General features: G+C 70.7%; 13 protein-coding genes. 5 read left to right on the top strand and 8 right to left on the bottom strand.

Translation table 11 applies throughout. From position 1 onward, the window contains the following. The first annotated feature begins 72 nt into the window (after nucleotides 1-72). The gene (locus tag HNR07_RS00345; protein ID WP_184360357.1) at nucleotides 73-1,023 is read left to right on the top strand and encodes a LysR family transcriptional regulator; all 951 of its coding nucleotides are present in this window, start codon (nucleotides 73-75) and stop codon (nucleotides 1,021-1,023) included. Between the two features lie 134 nt (nucleotides 1,024-1,157). On the opposite strand, the gene HNR07_RS00340 is transcribed toward HNR07_RS00345, so the two are convergent. The 3 genes from HNR07_RS00340 to HNR07_RS00330 all read right to left on the bottom strand — a co-directional run bounded on the left by HNR07_RS00340 (nucleotide 1,158) and on the right by HNR07_RS00330 (nucleotide 3,728). Further along, nucleotides 1,158-1,487 (bottom strand): hypothetical protein, encoded by a 330-nt coding sequence (locus HNR07_RS00340; protein WP_017579492.1) that lies wholly within the window; start codon nucleotides 1,485-1,487, stop codon nucleotides 1,158-1,160. A gap of 92 nt (nucleotides 1,488-1,579) precedes the next feature. Then, nucleotides 1,580-2,815 carry a glycosyltransferase gene (locus tag HNR07_RS00335; RefSeq protein WP_184360354.1) on the bottom strand — a complete coding sequence of 412 codons (1,236 nt, stop codon included), beginning with the start codon at nucleotides 2,813-2,815 and terminating at the stop codon, nucleotides 1,580-1,582. A gap of 16 nt (nucleotides 2,816-2,831) precedes the next feature. Then, nucleotides 2,832-3,728, bottom strand: coding sequence for a DMT family transporter (locus HNR07_RS00330; RefSeq protein WP_184360351.1), 897 nt, complete (start codon nucleotides 3,726-3,728; stop codon nucleotides 2,832-2,834). Between the two features lie 435 nt (nucleotides 3,729-4,163). Here HNR07_RS00330 and HNR07_RS00325 point away from each other — a divergent pair, with 435 nt between their 5' ends. Then, on the top strand, nucleotides 4,164-5,801 hold the full coding sequence (locus HNR07_RS00325; protein WP_312893498.1) for a beta-N-acetylhexosaminidase: 1,638 nt from the start codon (nucleotides 4,164-4,166) through the stop codon (nucleotides 5,799-5,801). Between the two features lie 399 nt (nucleotides 5,802-6,200). Here HNR07_RS00325 and HNR07_RS00320 read toward each other — a convergent pair whose 3' ends face one another. From HNR07_RS00320 to HNR07_RS00310, 3 genes are all read right to left on the bottom strand, one after another. After that, a complete protein-coding gene (locus HNR07_RS00320; RefSeq protein WP_184360347.1) occupies nucleotides 6,201-6,806 on the bottom strand; it encodes a mycothiol-dependent nitroreductase Rv2466c family protein in 606 nt (201 codons plus the stop codon). Between the two features lie 33 nt (nucleotides 6,807-6,839). Then, nucleotides 6,840-8,078, bottom strand: coding sequence for an alanine racemase (locus HNR07_RS00315; protein ID WP_184360344.1), 1,239 nt, complete (start codon nucleotides 8,076-8,078; stop codon nucleotides 6,840-6,842). A gap of 147 nt (nucleotides 8,079-8,225) precedes the next feature. Further along, entirely contained in the window at nucleotides 8,226-9,290 is a 1,065-nt protein-coding gene (locus tag HNR07_RS00310) for a glycerophosphodiester phosphodiesterase (protein ID WP_184360341.1), read from the bottom strand. Nucleotides 9,291-9,600: 310 nt separating this feature from the next. Between HNR07_RS00310 and HNR07_RS00305 the strand changes: the two genes are divergently transcribed. Together HNR07_RS00305 and HNR07_RS00300 are read left to right on the top strand one after the other, a co-directional pair. Beyond that, a complete protein-coding gene (locus HNR07_RS00305) occupies nucleotides 9,601-11,097 on the top strand; it encodes a hypothetical protein (protein WP_184360338.1) in 1,497 nt (498 codons plus the stop codon). 294 nt (nucleotides 11,098-11,391) lie between these two features. Beyond that, nucleotides 11,392-13,200 (top strand): gamma-glutamyltransferase family protein, encoded by a 1,809-nt coding sequence (locus tag HNR07_RS00300; RefSeq protein ID WP_184360335.1) that lies wholly within the window; start codon nucleotides 11,392-11,394, stop codon nucleotides 13,198-13,200. A 522-nt stretch (nucleotides 13,201-13,722) separates the two neighbouring features. On the opposite strand, the gene HNR07_RS00295 is transcribed toward HNR07_RS00300, so the two are convergent. Both HNR07_RS00295 and HNR07_RS00290 read right to left on the bottom strand, forming a co-directional pair. Beyond that, entirely contained in the window at nucleotides 13,723-14,925 is a 1,203-nt protein-coding gene (locus tag HNR07_RS00295; protein ID WP_184360332.1) for a C40 family peptidase, read from the bottom strand. Nucleotides 14,926-15,121: 196 nt separating this feature from the next. Further along, entirely contained in the window at nucleotides 15,122-16,810 is a 1,689-nt protein-coding gene (locus HNR07_RS00290) for a bifunctional 3'-5' exonuclease/DNA polymerase (RefSeq protein WP_184360330.1), read from the bottom strand. Here HNR07_RS00290 and HNR07_RS00285 point away from each other — a divergent pair. Continuing rightward, nucleotides 16,809-17,030 (top strand): type II toxin-antitoxin system RelE family toxin, encoded by a 222-nt coding sequence (locus tag HNR07_RS00285; protein ID WP_184360327.1) that lies wholly within the window; start codon nucleotides 16,809-16,811, stop codon nucleotides 17,028-17,030. The two genes, HNR07_RS00290 and HNR07_RS00285, sit on opposite strands and share 2 nt — an antisense overlap. The last annotated feature ends 16 nt before the right edge of the window (nucleotides 17,031-17,046 follow it).

The raw sequence follows: 17,046 nt of genomic DNA, 5'->3' as shown, positions 1-17,046 counted from the left end.
CACCCACCACCCTGCCCATGAACTTCCATCAGTACAAGCGAGTCTTTTCGATGCTGAGCATAAGATGTCCTTATGCTCGATCTTCGCCGCCTTCAGCTCCTCCGCGAGTTCAGCGCTCGCGGCACCATCGTCGCGACCGCGAACGCCCTGGGCTACACGCCTTCGGCCGTCTCCCAGCAGCTCGCCACGCTCGAACGGGAGACGGGGGTCGCGCTCCTGGACCGCTCACCGCGGGGGGCCGAGCTGACCGACGCCGGCCAGTTGTTGGTGAACCAGGCCGAGGAGATCCTGGCACTGGTGGAGGCGACCGAGTCGGTGCTCGCCGAGCAGTCGAACATCGCCCTGGGGGTGGTGACCGTCACGGCCTTCCCCACGGCGGCGGTGGCCTTCGCCCCGCTGCTGGCTCCTCCCCTGCGCAGCCACGAGGGCATGCAGCTGGTCCTGCGGCAGACCCTGCTGGCGACCGGCACCCAGAAGGTGCGCTCCCGGGAGGTGGACATCGCCCTGGTCGACGACTGGACCGGCCAGCACCCGGGCCGGGGGCCGGACAGCGGCCTGCGCCACGTGCACCTGCTGCGGGACCCCATGGTGCTGGCGGTTCCGGAGGAGCACCGGCTGGCCGACGGGAACGTGCCGCTGGTGCTGGACCAGCTGCTGGGAGAGTCGTGGATCGTGGCACCGGAGGGAGAGCGCTCGCGTTACGGCACGGAGAAGCTGTTCGCTGAGGTGGGCGGGCTGCCCGCGGCCGCGTGGGAGTTCGAGGGCCTGGGCACGATCCTGAGCCTGGTGTCCCGGGGCATCGGGATCGCGGCGGTCCCGGCCCTGGCCATGGTGGGCGCCCCGGCGGGACTGGTGTACCGGCCGCTGCCCTCCTCACCGGAGCGGCACGTCTACGCGGTACTGCGCCCGGCCTCGCTACGGCGCCCGGCCGTGCAGGTGACCCTGTCGGCCCTGCGCGACGCCGCGCGCAGTGTTGAGGAGGAGCTCAGCCCCACCTCTCCGCGCGTCCAGGGGCCGAGGTAGCGGGGCAGGAGGAGTAGCGGGGCAGGAGGAGCCGGAGAAGGGGAGAGCAGGAAAGAGCTGTGGCCCGCCTCCGGTCGGAGCGGGCCACATCGGGTGTTCGGTCGGGTGTTTCCGGCGGCCTTGGGCGGTACCGGTCACGTGTCGTTTCTCCGTCGGCGCACCTTGTCGATCTTGCGGCGGAGCTTGCGACAGACATGGCGAGCTCGGTCGCGGTCGTCGCGGGCGTTCCACCAGCGCGCGTAGGCTTCCAGTCTTCTCTTGCGCAGGGACTCGAGCTCGGCCTCCATCCGGGTCACCCGGTGCTCCAGGTCGATGCGTTCACGTTCGAACGACGACATGTCACGCTCATGGAACCCCGCCTCACGTTCGGCACTGACCAGCCGATCCGTGAGGCCCTCGGTGGCGTTTCCGCCCCGGGCGATCCGGCCGACGCCGGCTTGTCCGCTAATGCCTTCGAACCACACAGTCTCTGGTCTTTCCCGAAGCGCCCCAACATCACCGATCGCTACGCAAAGAATACGGAAAGTGGCCAAAAGGGACTTTTTGCAACAAGTCCCTAGGCGACCACGACCCGTTCGACCGCCGGGCGAACCGTGCCTCGCCCCCGGACCCGGGTGTAGACCGCCTCGAACCGCTCCAGCGAACGGTGGTGGTCGTGCTCCAGCGCGATCTCCCGGCTCGCCCGCCCCAGCTGCTCGCGGATCCGCGGCGGACCCAGCACGGTCAGCAGACGGTCGGCCAGGAGCAGCGGGTCCCCTGCGGGGAAGAGGAAGCCGTTGCCGCCCTGCGCCACCAGGTGCGGCAGCGCCATCGCGTCGGCGGCCACCACCGGCAGCCCCGTGGACATCGCCTCCAGCGTGGCGATGCTCTGGAGTTCGGCCACGCTCGCGATGGCGAAGGCGTCACCGGCCGCGTACACCAGCGGCAGGTCCTCGTCTGGCACGAATCCCAGGAAGAACACCCGATCGGCCACGCCCAGCCCGGCGGCGAGCGCGCGCAGCTCCCCCTCGCGCTGCCCCGTCCCGGCCAGTGCCAGCTGCGCGTCCCGCTCGGGCACGATCCGCGCCAGTGCCCGGATCGTGTCGTCGATGCGCTTCTCCTCGTCCAGACGTCCCACGAAGACCACGGTGTCGCGGTCGGGCAGCCGCAGCCCGGCCCGGGCTGCGGCGCGGTCCTGGGGGCGGGATCGGGGGTGGAAGCGCTCCAGGTCGATCCCGCACGAGATCGCTTCGACCTCACCGGCGAACCCCTGCTCGCGCAGGAGCTCGGCGGCGCGCGGGGTCGGGGTGGTCACGTGGTCGGCCTCGGCGGCCACCCGGATCATGTCCCGCCAGGCCAGGGCGCCCGCGGCCCGCTGCATCGAACGCGGTACCCGGGCGTGCGCGTACAGGTTGTCCGGCATGAAGTGGTTGGTGAGCACGACCGGCACCCCCGCGGCCCTCCCTCTGCGCAGAGCCGAGCGGCTGAGTGGGAAGTGGCTCTGCACGTGGACCACGTCCGGGTCCAGACGCCGCAGGACGCGGTCGATGTGCCCGCCCATGCCCAGGGGCAGCGCCGCCCGCATGCTCGGCTGGAAGGGGATGGGGGCCGAGCGCAGGCGGTGTTCGGTGACGCGGCCGTTGAACGCCACGCGGGGGGCGCCCTCCGCTGAGGGGCACACCACGTGCACCCGGTGCCCGCGTTCGGCCAGACCCTCCGCCAGACGGGAGGTGAAGTAGCCCGCCCCGTTGACGTCGGGCGGGTAGGTGTCCGAGGCGATCAGAACGCTCAGCGGGCGGTTCGGCCGTGACATGTGGGAACTCCTTCGTTCAGCGAGTGCGGCTGGTGGAGACGCCGACGGTGAACGCCGGACCGCCGTCCGCCTCGGGGTTGCGGTGCCGCGACCGGGCCAGAGCGACCGTGCCCGCGAAGGCCAGGAGCGCGAAGAGGGCCGCCCCGACCTGCTCGACCGGAGTGTCGGGGACCCCCTCACCGAGCAGGAGGGCGCCGATGCCCACCCCGACCACCGGATCGGCGATCAGCAGGGTCGCGTAGGCGGCGGCGAAGTGGCCGGTGCGGTAGGCGTTCTGGAGCAGCAGGGCACCGAAGACCGCGGTGACCCCGGCCAGGAGGGTCAGCCAGCTGAAGATGTGGAGCGGGTCCTGGACGGCGTTGGCGGTGATCACCCGGGCCAGCCCCGAGGTCGTGCCGAGCGCGGCGCCGCCCGCCGCCGCGAGCATGAGGGCGCGCATGCCGCTGGGCATCCAGTGCGCCGTCAGGTACACCGCGAGTCCGGCCGCGGCCACTCCCCCGGCCAGCCACAGGGCCGTCCCGGTGGACAGGACGGGCAGGTCCGTGCCGTGCGGGAACGCCACCAGGACACCGACCAGGCCGACCATCACGGCGATCCCGGCCAGGATCTGCGAGACGCGGACCCGTTGCCGGTTGAAGGCGGCGGACAGCACGATCGCGAACAACAGCCCGGTGACGCCGATCGGCTGGATGATGGTGAGCGGGGCGCCGCTCAGGGCGATCAGGTGGAGGCAGGCCCCCAGCACGGCGGCGCCGCTCCCGATCAGCCACCGGGGCTGCCGCAGCAGGTGGAGGAGGAAACCCGCCCGCGCCACCTGTCGGCCGGGGGCCCGTACCGCGTCGCGCTCCTGCAGGGCCGAACCGAGCGCCAGGGTGAAGGCTCCCGCCACGGCGATGAACACGGACAACAGCATCAAAGACCCCGCCCCGTACCCGCTGAAGCGCTCTCCTCTGATCCCCGCATCGCCGTTTCCCCCGACACTCGGCCCTCACCCGCGTTCGCTCCGGAACCGGGTATGGGCAAAACAGTACGGACGGGAAGCGCGCTCCGGCGATAACGCCACCCCCCGTCTTACCCGTAGCGCTTCCACTACCTCGAAGGTTGGGCGAGCACCCGGTGCGGACGCTGCGCGCCCCCGGATTCGGCGCCGTGGGAATCCGTCCTCTGTTCCCACGTCCGCCTCGAAGGCGGGTGCGATAAGAGCCTTCGAGGGTCAAGCGTGAGTATCGGATGACCCTGAACGGGGGGGGGAGACAGAGAGACCGATTGCTCCTCGGCTCTGTGCCTGGCGTTCCTGGACATGGCATTATGTCCGGGATTGGTCTAGACCGGATAGGAGCAGTTACCCGTGCCTGAGAAATCCCACCCCGACCCCCTCTCCCTGGTTCCCCGCCCCTTGGAGGTGACGAGCGAGGGCCCTGGCGGCCTGACGCTGACCACCGCCACCCGGGTCTCCGCCGACCGCGAGGCGCAGGGCACCCTCGTCTGGCTGCAGCGTGAACTCGGCGCCGCCACCGGGCTGCCGCTGGCCGCCGGCGACGAGGAGGACGCCCAGATCCGGCTGAGCGTCGACCCCGGGGCCGGGCTCGGCCGGGAGGGCTACCGCCTGATCATCGACTCCGCGGGCGTGATCGTGGTCGGCAACGAGCCCGCCGGGGTGTTCTACGGGGTACAGACCCTGCGCCAGCTACTGCCCGCCGACGCCTACCGCAGTACCCCCCTGGGCGGTGCGGAGTGGCGGCTGCCAGCGGTGAGCATCACCGACGCCCCGCGCTTCCGATGGCGCGGCGCCATGCTGGACATCGCCCGGCACTTCCAGCCCAAGCGCGAGATCCTGCGCTTCATCGACCTGCTCGCGCTGCACAAGCTCAACGTGCTGCACCTGCACCTGACCGACGACCAGGGGTGGCGGGTCGAGATCCGCCGCTATCCGAAGCTGACCGAGGCCGCCTCCTGGCGCACCGAGAGCCAGGTGGGCACCAGTAGGCCACCGGTCTTCGACGGGCGCCCGCACGGAGGGTTCCTCACCCAGGACGACATCCGCGAGATCGTGGCATACGCGGATGCCCGGCACGTGGCGGTGGTCCCGGAGATCGACGTTCCCGGCCACTCGCAGGCGGCCATCCACGCCTACCCGGAGTTGGGCGAGGTCGGCGAGATCCCGGTCGGCACCCAGTGGGGCGTCTTCGACGAGGTGCTCGCGGTCACCGACAACGTCCTGGAGTTCTACAAGAACGTCTTCGACGAGCTGATCGAGCTGTTCCCCAGCACGTACATCCACGTGGGCGGGGACGAGTGCCCCAAGACCCAGTGGAAGAACAGCGCCTCCGCCCAGCAAAGAATCAGAGAGGAGGGGCTGGCCGACGAGGACGAGCTGCAGAGCTGGTTCATCCGACAGCTGGACGACCACCTCACCAAGCGCGGCCGCCGCCTGCTGGGCTGGGACGAGATCCTGGAAGGGGGTCTCGCCCCGGGAGCCACCGTGATGTCGTGGCGCGGCGAGGAGGGCGGCATCGCGGCCGCCCGCGCCGGGCACGACGTGGTCATGGCCCCCACGGCCAGTTCCTACCTGGACTACAAGCAGTCCGACAGCCCGGACGAACCGGTCCCCGTCGGTACTCTGCTGCGGGTCGAGGACGTCTACGAGAGCGAGCCGGTCCCCGCCGACCTCACCGAGGAGGAGTCCCAGCACGTCCTCGGCGCCCAGGTCAACCTGTGGAGCGAGCACATCGACTCCCAGCGCAAGCTGGACTACATGGTCTTCCCCCGCCTGACCGCTTTCGCCGAGAAGGTCTGGTCCGAGGGCGAGCGCGACTTCACCGAATTCGAGCCCCGCCTGAAGCACCACCTCGGCCGCCTGGACGCGGCGGGGGTCGAGTACCGCCCTCTGGACGGCCCCCGCCCCTGGCACACCCGCCCCGGCGTCCACGGCTGGGGCTACTACCCCGACGAGGCACCCCCGGAACAAGGGCACGCCGCCGGCTGAGGGCTGATGTCCAGGCTGAGCACTGAGGGCTGAAGACCGAAGCGGAAACTCTGGGCCGGGTCCGGGGCCCCGGGGTTCTGCCCCTGGGCCCCGAGCCCGGTTTCGGCCCCTGGTTTCGAAGATGATCTTGCTACCAGGAGCGAGTTCGGCGCCGAACTCGCTCCTGGTAGCAAGATCACCGGGAATGAAGGGGTTTCGGAAGCAGCGGACCACCCCCAGGCGCAGGTTACGGACGCCCTGGCTTCCCAGAGCCAGGACCACGACGCTGCCCCCAGCCCTCGCCGCCCCTGGTCCGATGGCACGCGTGACCGGTCACGACACCTCCCCTGAACCCCCGTGACGATCGCACCCCAGCAAGCCCAGGGCCCCGGTTCCAGTTCCAGCCCTGATCTGCCAGGCTCAGCGCTTCAGTTCGCGGAAGTTCGGGACTCCAGACAGCAGGAGGACGCCTTCCCAGAGGCGGAGTGCGTCCCGTTGGTCCGGGGCGGTGTCCACCACCGGACCGAAGAAGGCTCGCCGGGGTTCCCTGCCTGTGGGTTGAGGGCCGGTGAGCGCGAGGACGGGCGTGCCGACATCCCCCTCGACCGACCGCATCGCTTCCTCGTGTGAGGAGCGCAGCGCGTGGTCGCTGTCGGCGTCCCAGCCCGCTTCGGCCAGGTGCTGGGGAAGGCCTGCTCGGGCGAGCGCCTGCTTCGGGTCGTCGATCCACTCACGGGTGTCGCCTTCCGGCGTGGTCCACAGGGCGCGGTGGAAACTCCCGACTGCCTCGTGGCCGTGTTCGGTCTGTACCGCGGCGCAGATCCGGGCCGGGATCCACAGGTACCCGTCCTCGTCCCCCTCGGGGTCGACTTCCTTGTCCTCGTTGAGGATGGACAGACTCATGGTGCGCCAGCGGACCTCCAGTGGTCGGTGCTCGGCGACCGCGCGGATCCAGCGGGCGGTGAGCCACGTCAGGGGACAGGCAGGGTCCAGCCAGAAGTCGACGGTCCAGCGCTCCGCGTCCACGTGCCCTCCCCGGGCCGTTCTCTTCGATGGAAGCTAGAAGTAGGTCGCGATCGCCTCTCTCACGCGGTACTCGTCGTCCACCACCGGGATGACCTGCCAGCGGTCGAAGGCCGTGCACGGGTGCGAGATACCGAAGGAGAGCAGGTCGCCGGGGCGCACGGAAAGGTTGCCGGGGATAGTCAGGTAGGCGTGGTGGTCGTTGAGGTTGGTGACCTCCACTCCGTCTGCCGGGACCACGGTGTCGTCCGCGCGGCGGAGGAGGCGGGGGATCGGGAACCCCTGGTCGAAGTTGGCCTCGCGGCGGCCCATCGCGGCGATCGCCAGTCCGGGCTCGGGGGTGGAGGTGACCTGAGCCCAGAGTTCCAGGGCTCCGGCGAGGGCGTCGCCGCCTTCGGGCAGTCGGTTGTACGGGGTCGTCCGCCGGTACAGGCCGTCGTCGTGGGCGACGTAGGCACCGCTGCGCAGGATCGGCAGGACGTCTTCGCGGCCCCCGATCTCCTCGGCGACCACGTCGAACCACGCGCTGCCGCCCACGGAGAGCACCGGGCGCTCCAGGTGGTGTTCGGTGGCGAGCGCGACGGAGTCGCCGAGCAGGTCGTTCAGGAAGCCGCGGACCCCTTCTGCGTCGCCGAGGGAGCCCTCGTAACCGGCGACCCCTGCTAGTTCGAGGCCCGGGGCGCGCACGACCTCACGGGCCACGTCCAGGACCTGATCGCGGGTTCGGCAGCCGGTCCTACCTCCGGGGGTGCCGCGCTCCACCATCACCCGGAGCGGGCGGCCGCCATCGCGCTCGACCGCCTGAGAGGCCACGGACACCCCTTCCGAGGAGTCCGCGTAGAAGAGGAATTCGAAGCCGGGGTCGGCGTCGAGTTCGGCCGCCACCCAGCGCAGGACCTTGGGGTCGAGGAGTTCGTTGGCCAGCAGGATCCGGTTCACGCCGAACCGCCGGAAGTCCAGGACCTGGTTGGCGGTGGCGGCGGTGATCCCCCAGGCCCCCGCGTCGAGCTGGCGCTGGGTGAGCACGGGTGACATGGCGGTCTTGCCGTGCGGGGCGAACAGCAGTCGGTGGCGTTCGGTGAACTCGGCCAGCGCGGCGATGTTACGGTCCAGCGCGGAGGCGCGCAGCACCATGAGCGGCCAGGTGAACGGACCGGCAAACAGGTGGTCCCCCCGCGCGGCGAACTCGTCGAGGGTGACGGGCCCACCCGGCCACCACAGGCCCTTGGTGCGCCAGTCCACGATTTCCTGGGGGATGGAAAGCCGGTCGCTCACGTGGTCTCCGCTTCCTGATGGGGCTTCGGTTCGCCATTGATCATCCCATTGGGCGCACTGGAAAGCACCCTGCCAGAGGTCCGGAATTCGACTCCCTGCAGGAGCGGGACCCGCCTGGCGGTGCGGGCGGGTCCGATGGCGGGCAGGCTAGTTCGGCACCAGTTCGAGGTCCTGCTGCTGCGCCAGCTCCGGTTCCGGGTCCTCCTCCTGCGCCAGCTCCAGTTCCGGATCCTCCTCCTGCGCCAGTTCCTGCTCCTGCGCCCGCTGCGCCGCGTACTCCCGAGCCGCGGCCGAGGTCCCGGCGAGGAACTCCGCGATGGCTTCCTGTCCCACGTCCGGGAAGTCCGTGATGAATCCGTCCACACCCATCTCCAGGACCTGGCGCATCCTCGCGGGGTCGTTGATCGTGTACGGCATGATCTCCAGCCCCGCCTCGTGCACCGCGCCGACGTAGTCGGCGTCGATGGTGGTGTGGTTGGGGTTGATCATGTGCGCCCAGGTGTACTGGCCGATCTCCGCTTCCGGAACGCGCCCGAGCAGCGCGTGCGGGATCGAGGGCAGGAGCCCCTTCGAGACCCGGGTGGAGTCCCAGTCGAAGCTCTGTACCACGAGCCGGAAGGGTTCGCCCGGCGCGTTCGGGACCAGCCAGTGCGGTCGTCTGGCCAGTTCCACGGAGATCTGGTGCTCGATGCCCGGGTAGAGCTCGGGCTTCTTGATTTCGAGGAGGAGGTTCATGTCGTAGGAGTGCAGGCGGTCCAGGGCCTCGCCCAGGAGCGGTACGGGCTCGCCCGCGAAGTCGTCGCTGAAGGACGACCCGGCGTCCAGGCGCTGGATCTCGGCGAGCGTGAAGTCGGCGAGGTCGTAGGAGGCGCGCCCGGGGAAGACCTCGGCGGCGTCGGTGGTGCGGTCGAGCCGGGTGTCGTGCATGAGCACGAGGTGGTCGTCGGAGGTGAGCTGGACGTCCACCTCCACGGTCTGTGCGCCGAGCCGGTACGCCTCGTCGATCGCGGCGAGGGTGTTCTCGGGCGCGTACCCGGAGGCACCCCGGTGGGCGACCGCTATGAGGGGGCGGGACGGCGGCAGCTGTTGGGGAAGAAGAGCGCCAGCCTTGTGGGGCACCCTTTCGGCGGTGGCCTCAGCGGTGGCCTCGGCTGTGGTGTCCGCTTGTTCGGCGGCCGGGGCCGCGAGCGCGGAACCCGATCCGACTGCCAACGAGAGTGATACGGCTCCGAGTACGAATCCGATGCGGTGGTGCACCGAGCCTCCCAAGTACGCGTGGACTGGCCGACTGCTACCTCAGGGTGAGTGCTTCTGGTGACCGAGCGGTGACCGAGCGGTGACCGTCCGCGGAGTAGCCGGTGATCCGCCGCCCATCTTCTGATGGCCGCTCTCCTCGACTGACCCGTCTCGCCCTATGCATGCATTTGGTTACTTCATGTCCGATTTTTGACTGGATGCCCTCTCGATAATTACGCAGAGTCCTGACAACATCACCAGTAGTAGTCGATGGGAAGGAACTCTCATGCGCAAGCACCACACGAGGTGGGTCGCGCTCTTCAGTGCCGCCGCGATCTCCACGACGGGCCTGGTCGGCCTCGCCGGGCCCGCGGCCGCGGACGACAAGGACACGAGGGCGTTCAGCTGGCCGGTGGTGCGCCAGGGCGTGTCCACGTACAGCGTCGACGGATACGACATCGCCTACCTGCCCGCCGGTCTGGAGCGTTACGGCATCAACGCCTCCTCCACGACGGACCGTCAGGGGAACAGCCAGTCCCAGCTCTCCTGGGTGCAGGGACCCGATCAGCTGTACGGCCGGGTGGCCGTGCTGCGCTCGGAGAGAATCCAGGACCTGGAGGACCTGCGCGAGGGGCGCTACAGCCACCTCGCGGACAGCTCCCTGGAGGAGCTGGAAGCCGGTGAGGCCTTCGAACACGGCGCGTACCTGTCCGAGGAGACCGGCGACCTGTTCTGGGTGCAGAGACCAGGCGTGGCGATAGCCACCCACCTCCAACCGGAACGATGGGAGGGCCGTGAACTGCTGAAGCTCGCCGAGGCCATTACCGAGGAAGCCGGTGCGGAGGAGGCCGAGACGGAGGAGGCCGAGACGGAGGAAGAGGCCGGGACAGAGGACGCTGAGGCCGAGACTCCGACCGACGAGACTCCGACCGACGAGGCTCCGGTTGACGAAGTTCCGGCTGAGGAGGCTCCGGCTGAGGAGGCCCCGACCGACGAGGCTCCGGTTGGGGAAGCCCCGGTTGAGGAGGTCGTTGACGAGGACGGCGCGGAGAAGCCCGCCGACCCGGTCCAGGAGGCCCCGGTCGACGAGGTCCCCGCTGACGAGGACGCCACCGACGAAACCCCGGTCGACGAGGCTCCCGCCGAGGAGGACGCCACCGACGAAGCCCCGATTGACGAGACCCCCGAGGAGGAGGTCCCCGCCGAGGAGGACGCCACCGACGAAGCCCCCGTGGACGAGGAGGTCGTCGACGGGGACGAGGTCGGCGGGATCACCCCGGTCGAGGACCTGGAAGAGGTCGTTCCCCCGGTGGAAGCCGATCTCCCCGACGGGATCTCCTCACGTGAGGTGAAGACCTGTCTGACGGAGCACTTCGTTGACTTCCGTTCCGGCCAGACCGACCTGGACTCGGCGCAGATGACCCAGGCCAGTGGGAAGTTCATCGAGAAGGCGCTGTCCAAGGACGACCTCGACGACGCCGAGCGCGACCGCCTGCTCGCCACGGTCTGGTACTACGGCGACGAGAGCGACAAGGCGGCCGCCACCGACGACTGCGCTCGACAGTTCGACATCGAACGCAGCGAGGTCGAGGACGCGCTCGCCGAGATCTCCCACCTGATCGGGCAGATCATTCAGGAGGCCAACGAGAGCCTGTCCCAGGCGATGGACGAGGTCGAGAAGGCGACCGGCGAGGCCGGTCAGGTCACGGACCCGGTCGACGCCGAGGAGTGGGCCGAGCTCTGGGAGTCCCTGCCGTGGACTCTCCCCGCGGAGACCTCCTGACCTGACGTCTCGCTGAGGCGCCCTCGAGCAGCGCACGAGCGAGCAGCGCACAAGCGAGCACTACACACGGATGAAGCCCGGTCGTGACCGTATTCCGGTCATGACCGGGCTTCGTCTTGACCCGGGGCGCCCAAGACTGGTGACCAAAGACCCGAATCGCCCGAACCCGCAGCATGAGACCCAAGTCATGCTGTACCGTCACCCTGGTTCGGCCGGTGTCCGACGAGGACCCGGCCAGCACCCCCGGATCGGTGGCGACCCCGCCGTACCCCCACCCGCAGGAGGACAGCACCCATGCCCGGCTTCACCACACGACCCCAACTACGCGGCGACTTCGGCATGGTCGCCTCCACGCACTGGCTGGCCAGCGCCACCGGGATGTCCGTTCTGGAGCGGGGCGGAAACGCCTTCGACGCCGCCGTCGCCGCGGGTTTCACCCTCCAGGTCGTCGAACCCCACCTGAACGGCCCCGGCGGTGAGGTCCCGGTCGTCTTCAAGGCCCGGAACGGCTCCCCGCGCGTGCTGTGCGGGCAGGGCGTCTCCCCCGCCACGGCGAGTATCGAGGCCTTCGAGAGCCGGGGGCTGGACCGTATCCCCGGCAGCGGGGTCCTGGCCGCCACCGTTCCCGGGTCCTTCGACGCCTGGATGCTGCTGCTGCGCGACCACGGCACCATGTCCGTACGCGAGGTCCTCGACCACGCCATCGGGCTGGCCGAGCGGGGATACCCCGTCCTGGACCGGATCGCCGACGCCATCCGGACCCTCTCACCGGTCTTCTCCCGGCACTGGGCGGGTTCGGCCGCCGTCTACCTGCCACACGGCGCGGCCCCCGCCGCCGGTTCACGGCTGCGCAACCCCGCGCTGGCGGCCACCTACCGCCGCATCGTCACCGAGGCCGAGGCGGTGGGAGAGGACCGTGAAGCGCAGATCGAGGCGGCCCGCCGCTCCTGGTCGCAGGGTTTCGTGGCCGAGGCGGTCGGCGCCTTCCTGGCCGGGCCCGTGCCCAACGGGGTCGGTGAACCCCAGCAGGCCCTCTTGACCGCACAGGACCTGGCTGACTGGAGCGCGAGTTACGAGGACCCCGCCAGCGCCTCCTACGGCTCCCACACCGTGCACAAGACCGGGCCCTGGGGCCAGGGCCCCGCCATGCTCCAGCAGCTGCGGATGGCCGAGGCCCGTGGAGTGGGCGCGGACGCGCGCGAGGGGGTCAGCGCGGACTTCGTGCACCGGAGCACCGAGATCGCCAAGCTCGCCTTCGCCGACCGCGAGGCCTGGTACGGCGACCCGGACTTCTCCGAGGTCCCGCTCAAGGAACTGCTGAGCTCGGACTACGCCGCCGAGCGGGCCCGCCTGATCGACGACGGCCGGGCCTGCCTGGATCCGCGCCCCGGCTCACCGGGCGGCCGCACGCCGTTCGAGCCGCCGGTGTACCTGCCCGGGGAGACCCCGGGCGACCGCACCACCGGTGAGCCCACCGTCCGCAACGCCTCCGGTGTCCAACCCGCTGACCTGCGCGGGGACACGTGCCACGTGGACGTGGTGGACTCCGAGGGCAACATGGTCTCGGCTACGCCCAGCGGCGGCTGGCTCAGCAGTTCGCCGGTCATCCCCGAACTCGGCTTCCCCCTGGGCACCCGGGCGCAGATGTTCTGGCTCGACCCGGCCTCCCCGAACGCCCTCTCACCGCGGCGACGACCCCGCACCACCCTTTCGCCGACCCTGGTGACCCGGTCGGACGGCGAGGCCGTTCTGGCCATCGGCACGCCCGGTGGCGACCAGCAGGACCAGTGGACCACCACAGCCCTGCTGCGCGTCCTCAACGGGGTGGACGACCTGCAGGAGGCCCTGGACACCCCGATGTTCCACACCAACGCCTTCCCCAGCTCCTTCCACCCCCGCGAGACCGTGCCCGGTGACCTGGTCGTCGAGCCCGGTGTGGGCGAGGAGGTCGTCGAGGAGCTGCGCGCCCGCGGGCACCGGGTCCAGGTGGCCAACGAGTGGTCGCTGGGCCGCCTGGCGGCCGTCGCCCGCGACCCGGAGAGCGGTGAGCTGCGCGCCGCCGCGGACGCCCGGGGCGCCCAGGGGTACGCGGCCGGGCGCTGAGCCGAAGGGAGACGAAAGCGCACGGAAGTCCCCTCTTTGCTGGACAGGAGGGGACTTTGTGGCGGCCTGCGGGTACTTGCATGGCTTGAGTCAGGCTCTTGCCAAATCGGCCGGTCACTGCTTATGTAGACCTGTGCGACGGGACACCCGGCCCAGGGCGTTTTCGCGGAGGCCGCCCCGTCACAACTCCATACCACCCAAAGGGTCGACCACCGCTGTCTCCCCCTCCCTCAGCGGCGGCCCTTGCCCCCCTCCTAACCGAGGCCTGCCTTCCCCTCCCGGCGGTTTTTCGGACATGGAGAGATGAAGGGTCGTGGCGTTTTCTCCCCAGATGACGCCACGGCCCTTCCTCGTATGCGCGCCCTCCCCGTGCTCGGCTCCTTCCCGCGCCCAGCCCTCTCCCCATCCCCGGGCCTCTTCCTCGTGCCCGGCCCTTCCGGTTCACGGCTACGGAAAGGGCCGTGGCGCCACCGCAAGGGTGTGGCCACGGCCCTGTCTCGTTGTTCGGGTTCGTGTACGGGGTCAGGTGTTGACGCGCACCGCGCCCGCGTAGTTGGCGGTCCGCACCGGGGTGACACGAACGTCCAGGCCGGTGCGCGGGGCCTCCAGCATCTGGCCGTCGCCCAGGTAGATGGCCACGTGCGAGATGTAGTTCGGCGCGGTCGGGTCCGAGCGCCAGAACAACAGGTCGCCCCGCTGCAGGTCGTCCCACTCCACGCGCTGGCCCGCGTTCCACTGGTCGTGGGTGACGCGCGGGATGGACACGCCCGCCTCGCGGAAGGCCCACTGGAGCAGCCCGGAGCAGTCGAAGCCGACGTTCGGGGTGGTGCCGCCCCACACGTAGGGCACGCCCAGCTGGGTCTCGGCGTTGGCGATGACCCGTTCGATCACCGTGGAGGGCACTGCGTCGCCGTCGACCAGGGGTTCGGGGGCGTCGGCGACCAGCTGGAGCGAGGCGTCCTCGCCGAGGATCTCCTCGAGCTCCTCGTGCAGGTCCCACAGGTCCGTGTCGGGGGCGGAGATCACCAGGGCGTTGCCCTCGGGCATGCCCAGTTCACGGGAGAGTTCGCGGGAGACGAGGGCGTCGATCCCGGCGATGCCGGAGGTGGCGTGGGTCCATACCTCCAGGGGCACCTCGCCGTTGCCGCCGGCGAGGGTGACCTCGCTGCCGACGTCCAGCTCGCGTTCGGTGCCCACCTCCTTGGAGAGCGCGATGTGGCCCTCGGCGACGCCCTGCCAGATCTCGTCGGACTCGGCGGAGGGCCTGGGGGCGTGGTTGCGGAAACTGGACGGGTTGACGCCCAGCACCGAGGTCGGTTCGCCGTCGATCTCCACGCGCGCGGCGTCGACGGTGAGGACGTTCTCCACCCCGTCGATGTCGCGGACCGCGTCGACGACCTCCCGGGGCAGTTTCTCAGCGGCTACCGCGAAGTACTCGACGGAGCGCGCCTCGCGGAAGGGGGCGACGTAGGCGTCCCGCTTGAGTTCGGCGACGTCCGCGGTGTCGGGGGCCTCGGACTCGGCGGTGTCGGGGGTTTCGGTCTGGGAGTCCGTCGCTCGGGGCGCGGAGCCGCTGGGGGCGGCGAGCTCGGGCGCGACCTGCTCGGAGAGGGGCGGGCGGTCCTCGACGACGGGGGCGGCTATCGCGGGGGTGGCCCCGAAGGCCGTGAAGGCGACCGCGAACGCGGCCGTGGTGCCCGCACATGTTCTGAGACGGTTCCGCACGGGGGTCAATCACCCTTTCTCTGACCGCGGCGGGCAGGGGGAGCCGCCGCGGCGCACGGCCTTCGATAACACTGTTCGCGTCCAAGAATGGGTGTACCTGGACGCGTTTGCAAGATGCCCACGCCGTCCGATACCGGACGTCCACCTTTCAGCGGCTTGTCCGTTCCCCCGGCGACTCATGGTTTTCAGCCTGGAATCAGCGATCGGCATAACATTCCGTGACCGACACCGCGAGGGGAAACCGGACGGGGGTGTCGCCGAAAAGGATCTCCCTGGTCCGGGTCTGGGCCCGCTCGATCGCCCGGACCGTCTCCTCGGCGAGCTGAGCGGGCACGTGCAGGACGACCTCGTCGTGCACGAAGAAGACGATTCCGCCGCCCTCAGGGGTCTTCGGCAGCTCTTGGCGCAGCGCGGCGAGCAGGACCAGTGCCCACTCGGCGGCGGTCGCCTGGACGACGAAGTTACGGGTGAACCGACCGTGCGCGCGGCGCCGTCGGTCACCGTCCGTGGCTGCGGCGGTCGCCGCCCAGTCGACCGGTGCAGGCGAGGTGCGGCCCAGCCAGGAACGGACGATCCCGCCGCCCTCTCCGGTACGGGCGGCGGCGTCCACGTGTTCCAGGGCGCGGGGGTAGAGGCGGCGCATGGTGGCCAGCAGCGGGGCGGCGTCACCGGAGGTCTGCCCGTACATGGCGGCGAGCATGCCGATCTTCGCGCGTTCGCGGTCGTCGCCCACGTGCACGGCCAGGCGGGCGTACAGGTCCTCCTCCGCGGCGGCGGCCGCGAGGGCGTCGTCTCCGGAGACCGCGGCCAGCACGCGGGGTTCGAGCTGTCCGGCGTCGGCGCGGACCAGTACCCAGCCGGGGTCGGCGCGCACGGCGCGGCGGACGGACTTGGGGATCTGGAGCGCGCCGCCGCCCCGGGTGGCCCAGCGCCCGGATACCACCCCGCCGACCACGTAGTCGGGCTGGAACCGGCCCAGCCTGGGCTCCCCGTCCTCCCCCGGCAGTTCCCGCACCCAGGTCTCCAGCCAGGCCCAGCCGTTGGCCGAATGCAGTCGGGCGAGCTCCTTGTAGCGCAGCAGCAGCGGGACCAGCGGGTGGTCGACTGCCTCCAGGACCCAGGAGCGGGTGGACTCCACCGGGTGTCCGACCCACGCCATCGCCTTGAGGACCTGCGCGGGCGAGTCCGGGTTGACCTCGTGGCCGACCACCTCGCCGATCCGCGCGGCCAGGTCGGCGAGTACCGGCGGCCGCTCCCCCGCGCGCGGCCGCGGCCCGAGGATCTCGGTGAGCACCTGGTCGTGGACGTCCGGACGCCAGGGCAGCCCGTCGTGGCTCATCTCCACGGCGGCCAGGGCCCCGGCCGACTCCACCGCGGCCAGCAGCGCCATCCGCCCGGGTTCGGGGAGGTCGGCGATGCGTCTTCGCTGGTCGGCGTGGACCTCCACCAGGGCGGCGAGCCGGTCGGTACCGGGCGGCAGCGTGGAGCGGTCGGCCTCGAACAGCGCCGGTTGCGCGGCCGTGCCCTCCCCCAGCGGCCGGGCCGGGTCATCGGGCACGGGCAGGTCGTGCAACCGCGCCCAGGCCGCGCCCAGCGAGTGGGGTTCGGAGTGCCGCGCCTCGTATCCCAGCAGCAGGGCTTCGGTCAGCGCGGCGTCATGACAGCGCGCCACCCGCACCCCGGCCCGCACCAGGTCGGGGTAGAGGTCCTCGGTGTCCGCCCAGACCCACCGCGGCGGTTCGGACCCGGCCTGCTCGGCCGCCCGAACCGCCGCCACCAGGTCACCCACCCGGCGCACGGGAGCGACCGGAGTGGTCGGAGCACCCTCACCCAGCTCCGCCAGCCACCCCCCGCCGTCCCCGTCGGCGACCACCGCGATCCGCATGCCACCAGTCTCCCCCGAGGCGCCGACATACGAGTTCATCACCACGACGCTGCCGGAGAACCCGCACCGACTGGGCGAACGGCTACCGCTCCCGCCCTATGAAGGAACATGGTCAGCTCGGCGAGGCGCCTACCGCGTGCTCTACGAGATAGATGAGGAGGAGCGCACCGTCCTCGTCACCGCCATCGAGCACCGGGCTGAGGCGTACCGGTCACGCTGAACCTTGAGGCCCTGCC

Origin of the sequence: Nocardiopsis metallicus (assembly GCF_014201115.1) — a bacterium.
GTDB lineage: Bacteria > Actinomycetota > Actinomycetes > Streptosporangiales > Streptosporangiaceae > Nocardiopsis > Nocardiopsis metallicus.
Note: the sequence above shows the minus strand (reverse complement) of the source record. Positions and strands in the feature narration are given on the sequence as shown.

Bases quoted from the DNA above. Each gene is read 5' to 3' on its own strand.
- HNR07_RS00305 (WP_184360338.1), top strand. From the start codon at position 9,601: ATGCGCAAGCACCACACGAGGTGGGTCGCGCTCTTCAGTGCCGCCGCG.
- HNR07_RS00330 (WP_184360351.1), bottom strand. From the start codon at position 3,728: ATGCTGTTGTCCGTGTTCATCGCCGTGGCGGGAGCCTTCACCCTGGCG.
- HNR07_RS00285 (WP_184360327.1), top strand. From the start codon at position 16,809: ATGCCACCAGTCTCCCCCGAGGCGCCGACATACGAGTTCATCACCACG.
- HNR07_RS00345 (WP_184360357.1), top strand. From the start codon at position 73: ATGCTCGATCTTCGCCGCCTTCAGCTCCTCCGCGAGTTCAGCGCTCGC.
- HNR07_RS00335 (WP_184360354.1), bottom strand. From the start codon at position 2,815: ATGTCACGGCCGAACCGCCCGCTGAGCGTTCTGATCGCCTCGGACACC.
- HNR07_RS00290 (WP_184360330.1), bottom strand. From the start codon at position 16,810: ATGCGGATCGCGGTGGTCGCCGACGGGGACGGCGGGGGGTGGCTGGCG.
- HNR07_RS00300 (WP_184360335.1), top strand. From the start codon at position 11,392: ATGCCCGGCTTCACCACACGACCCCAACTACGCGGCGACTTCGGCATG.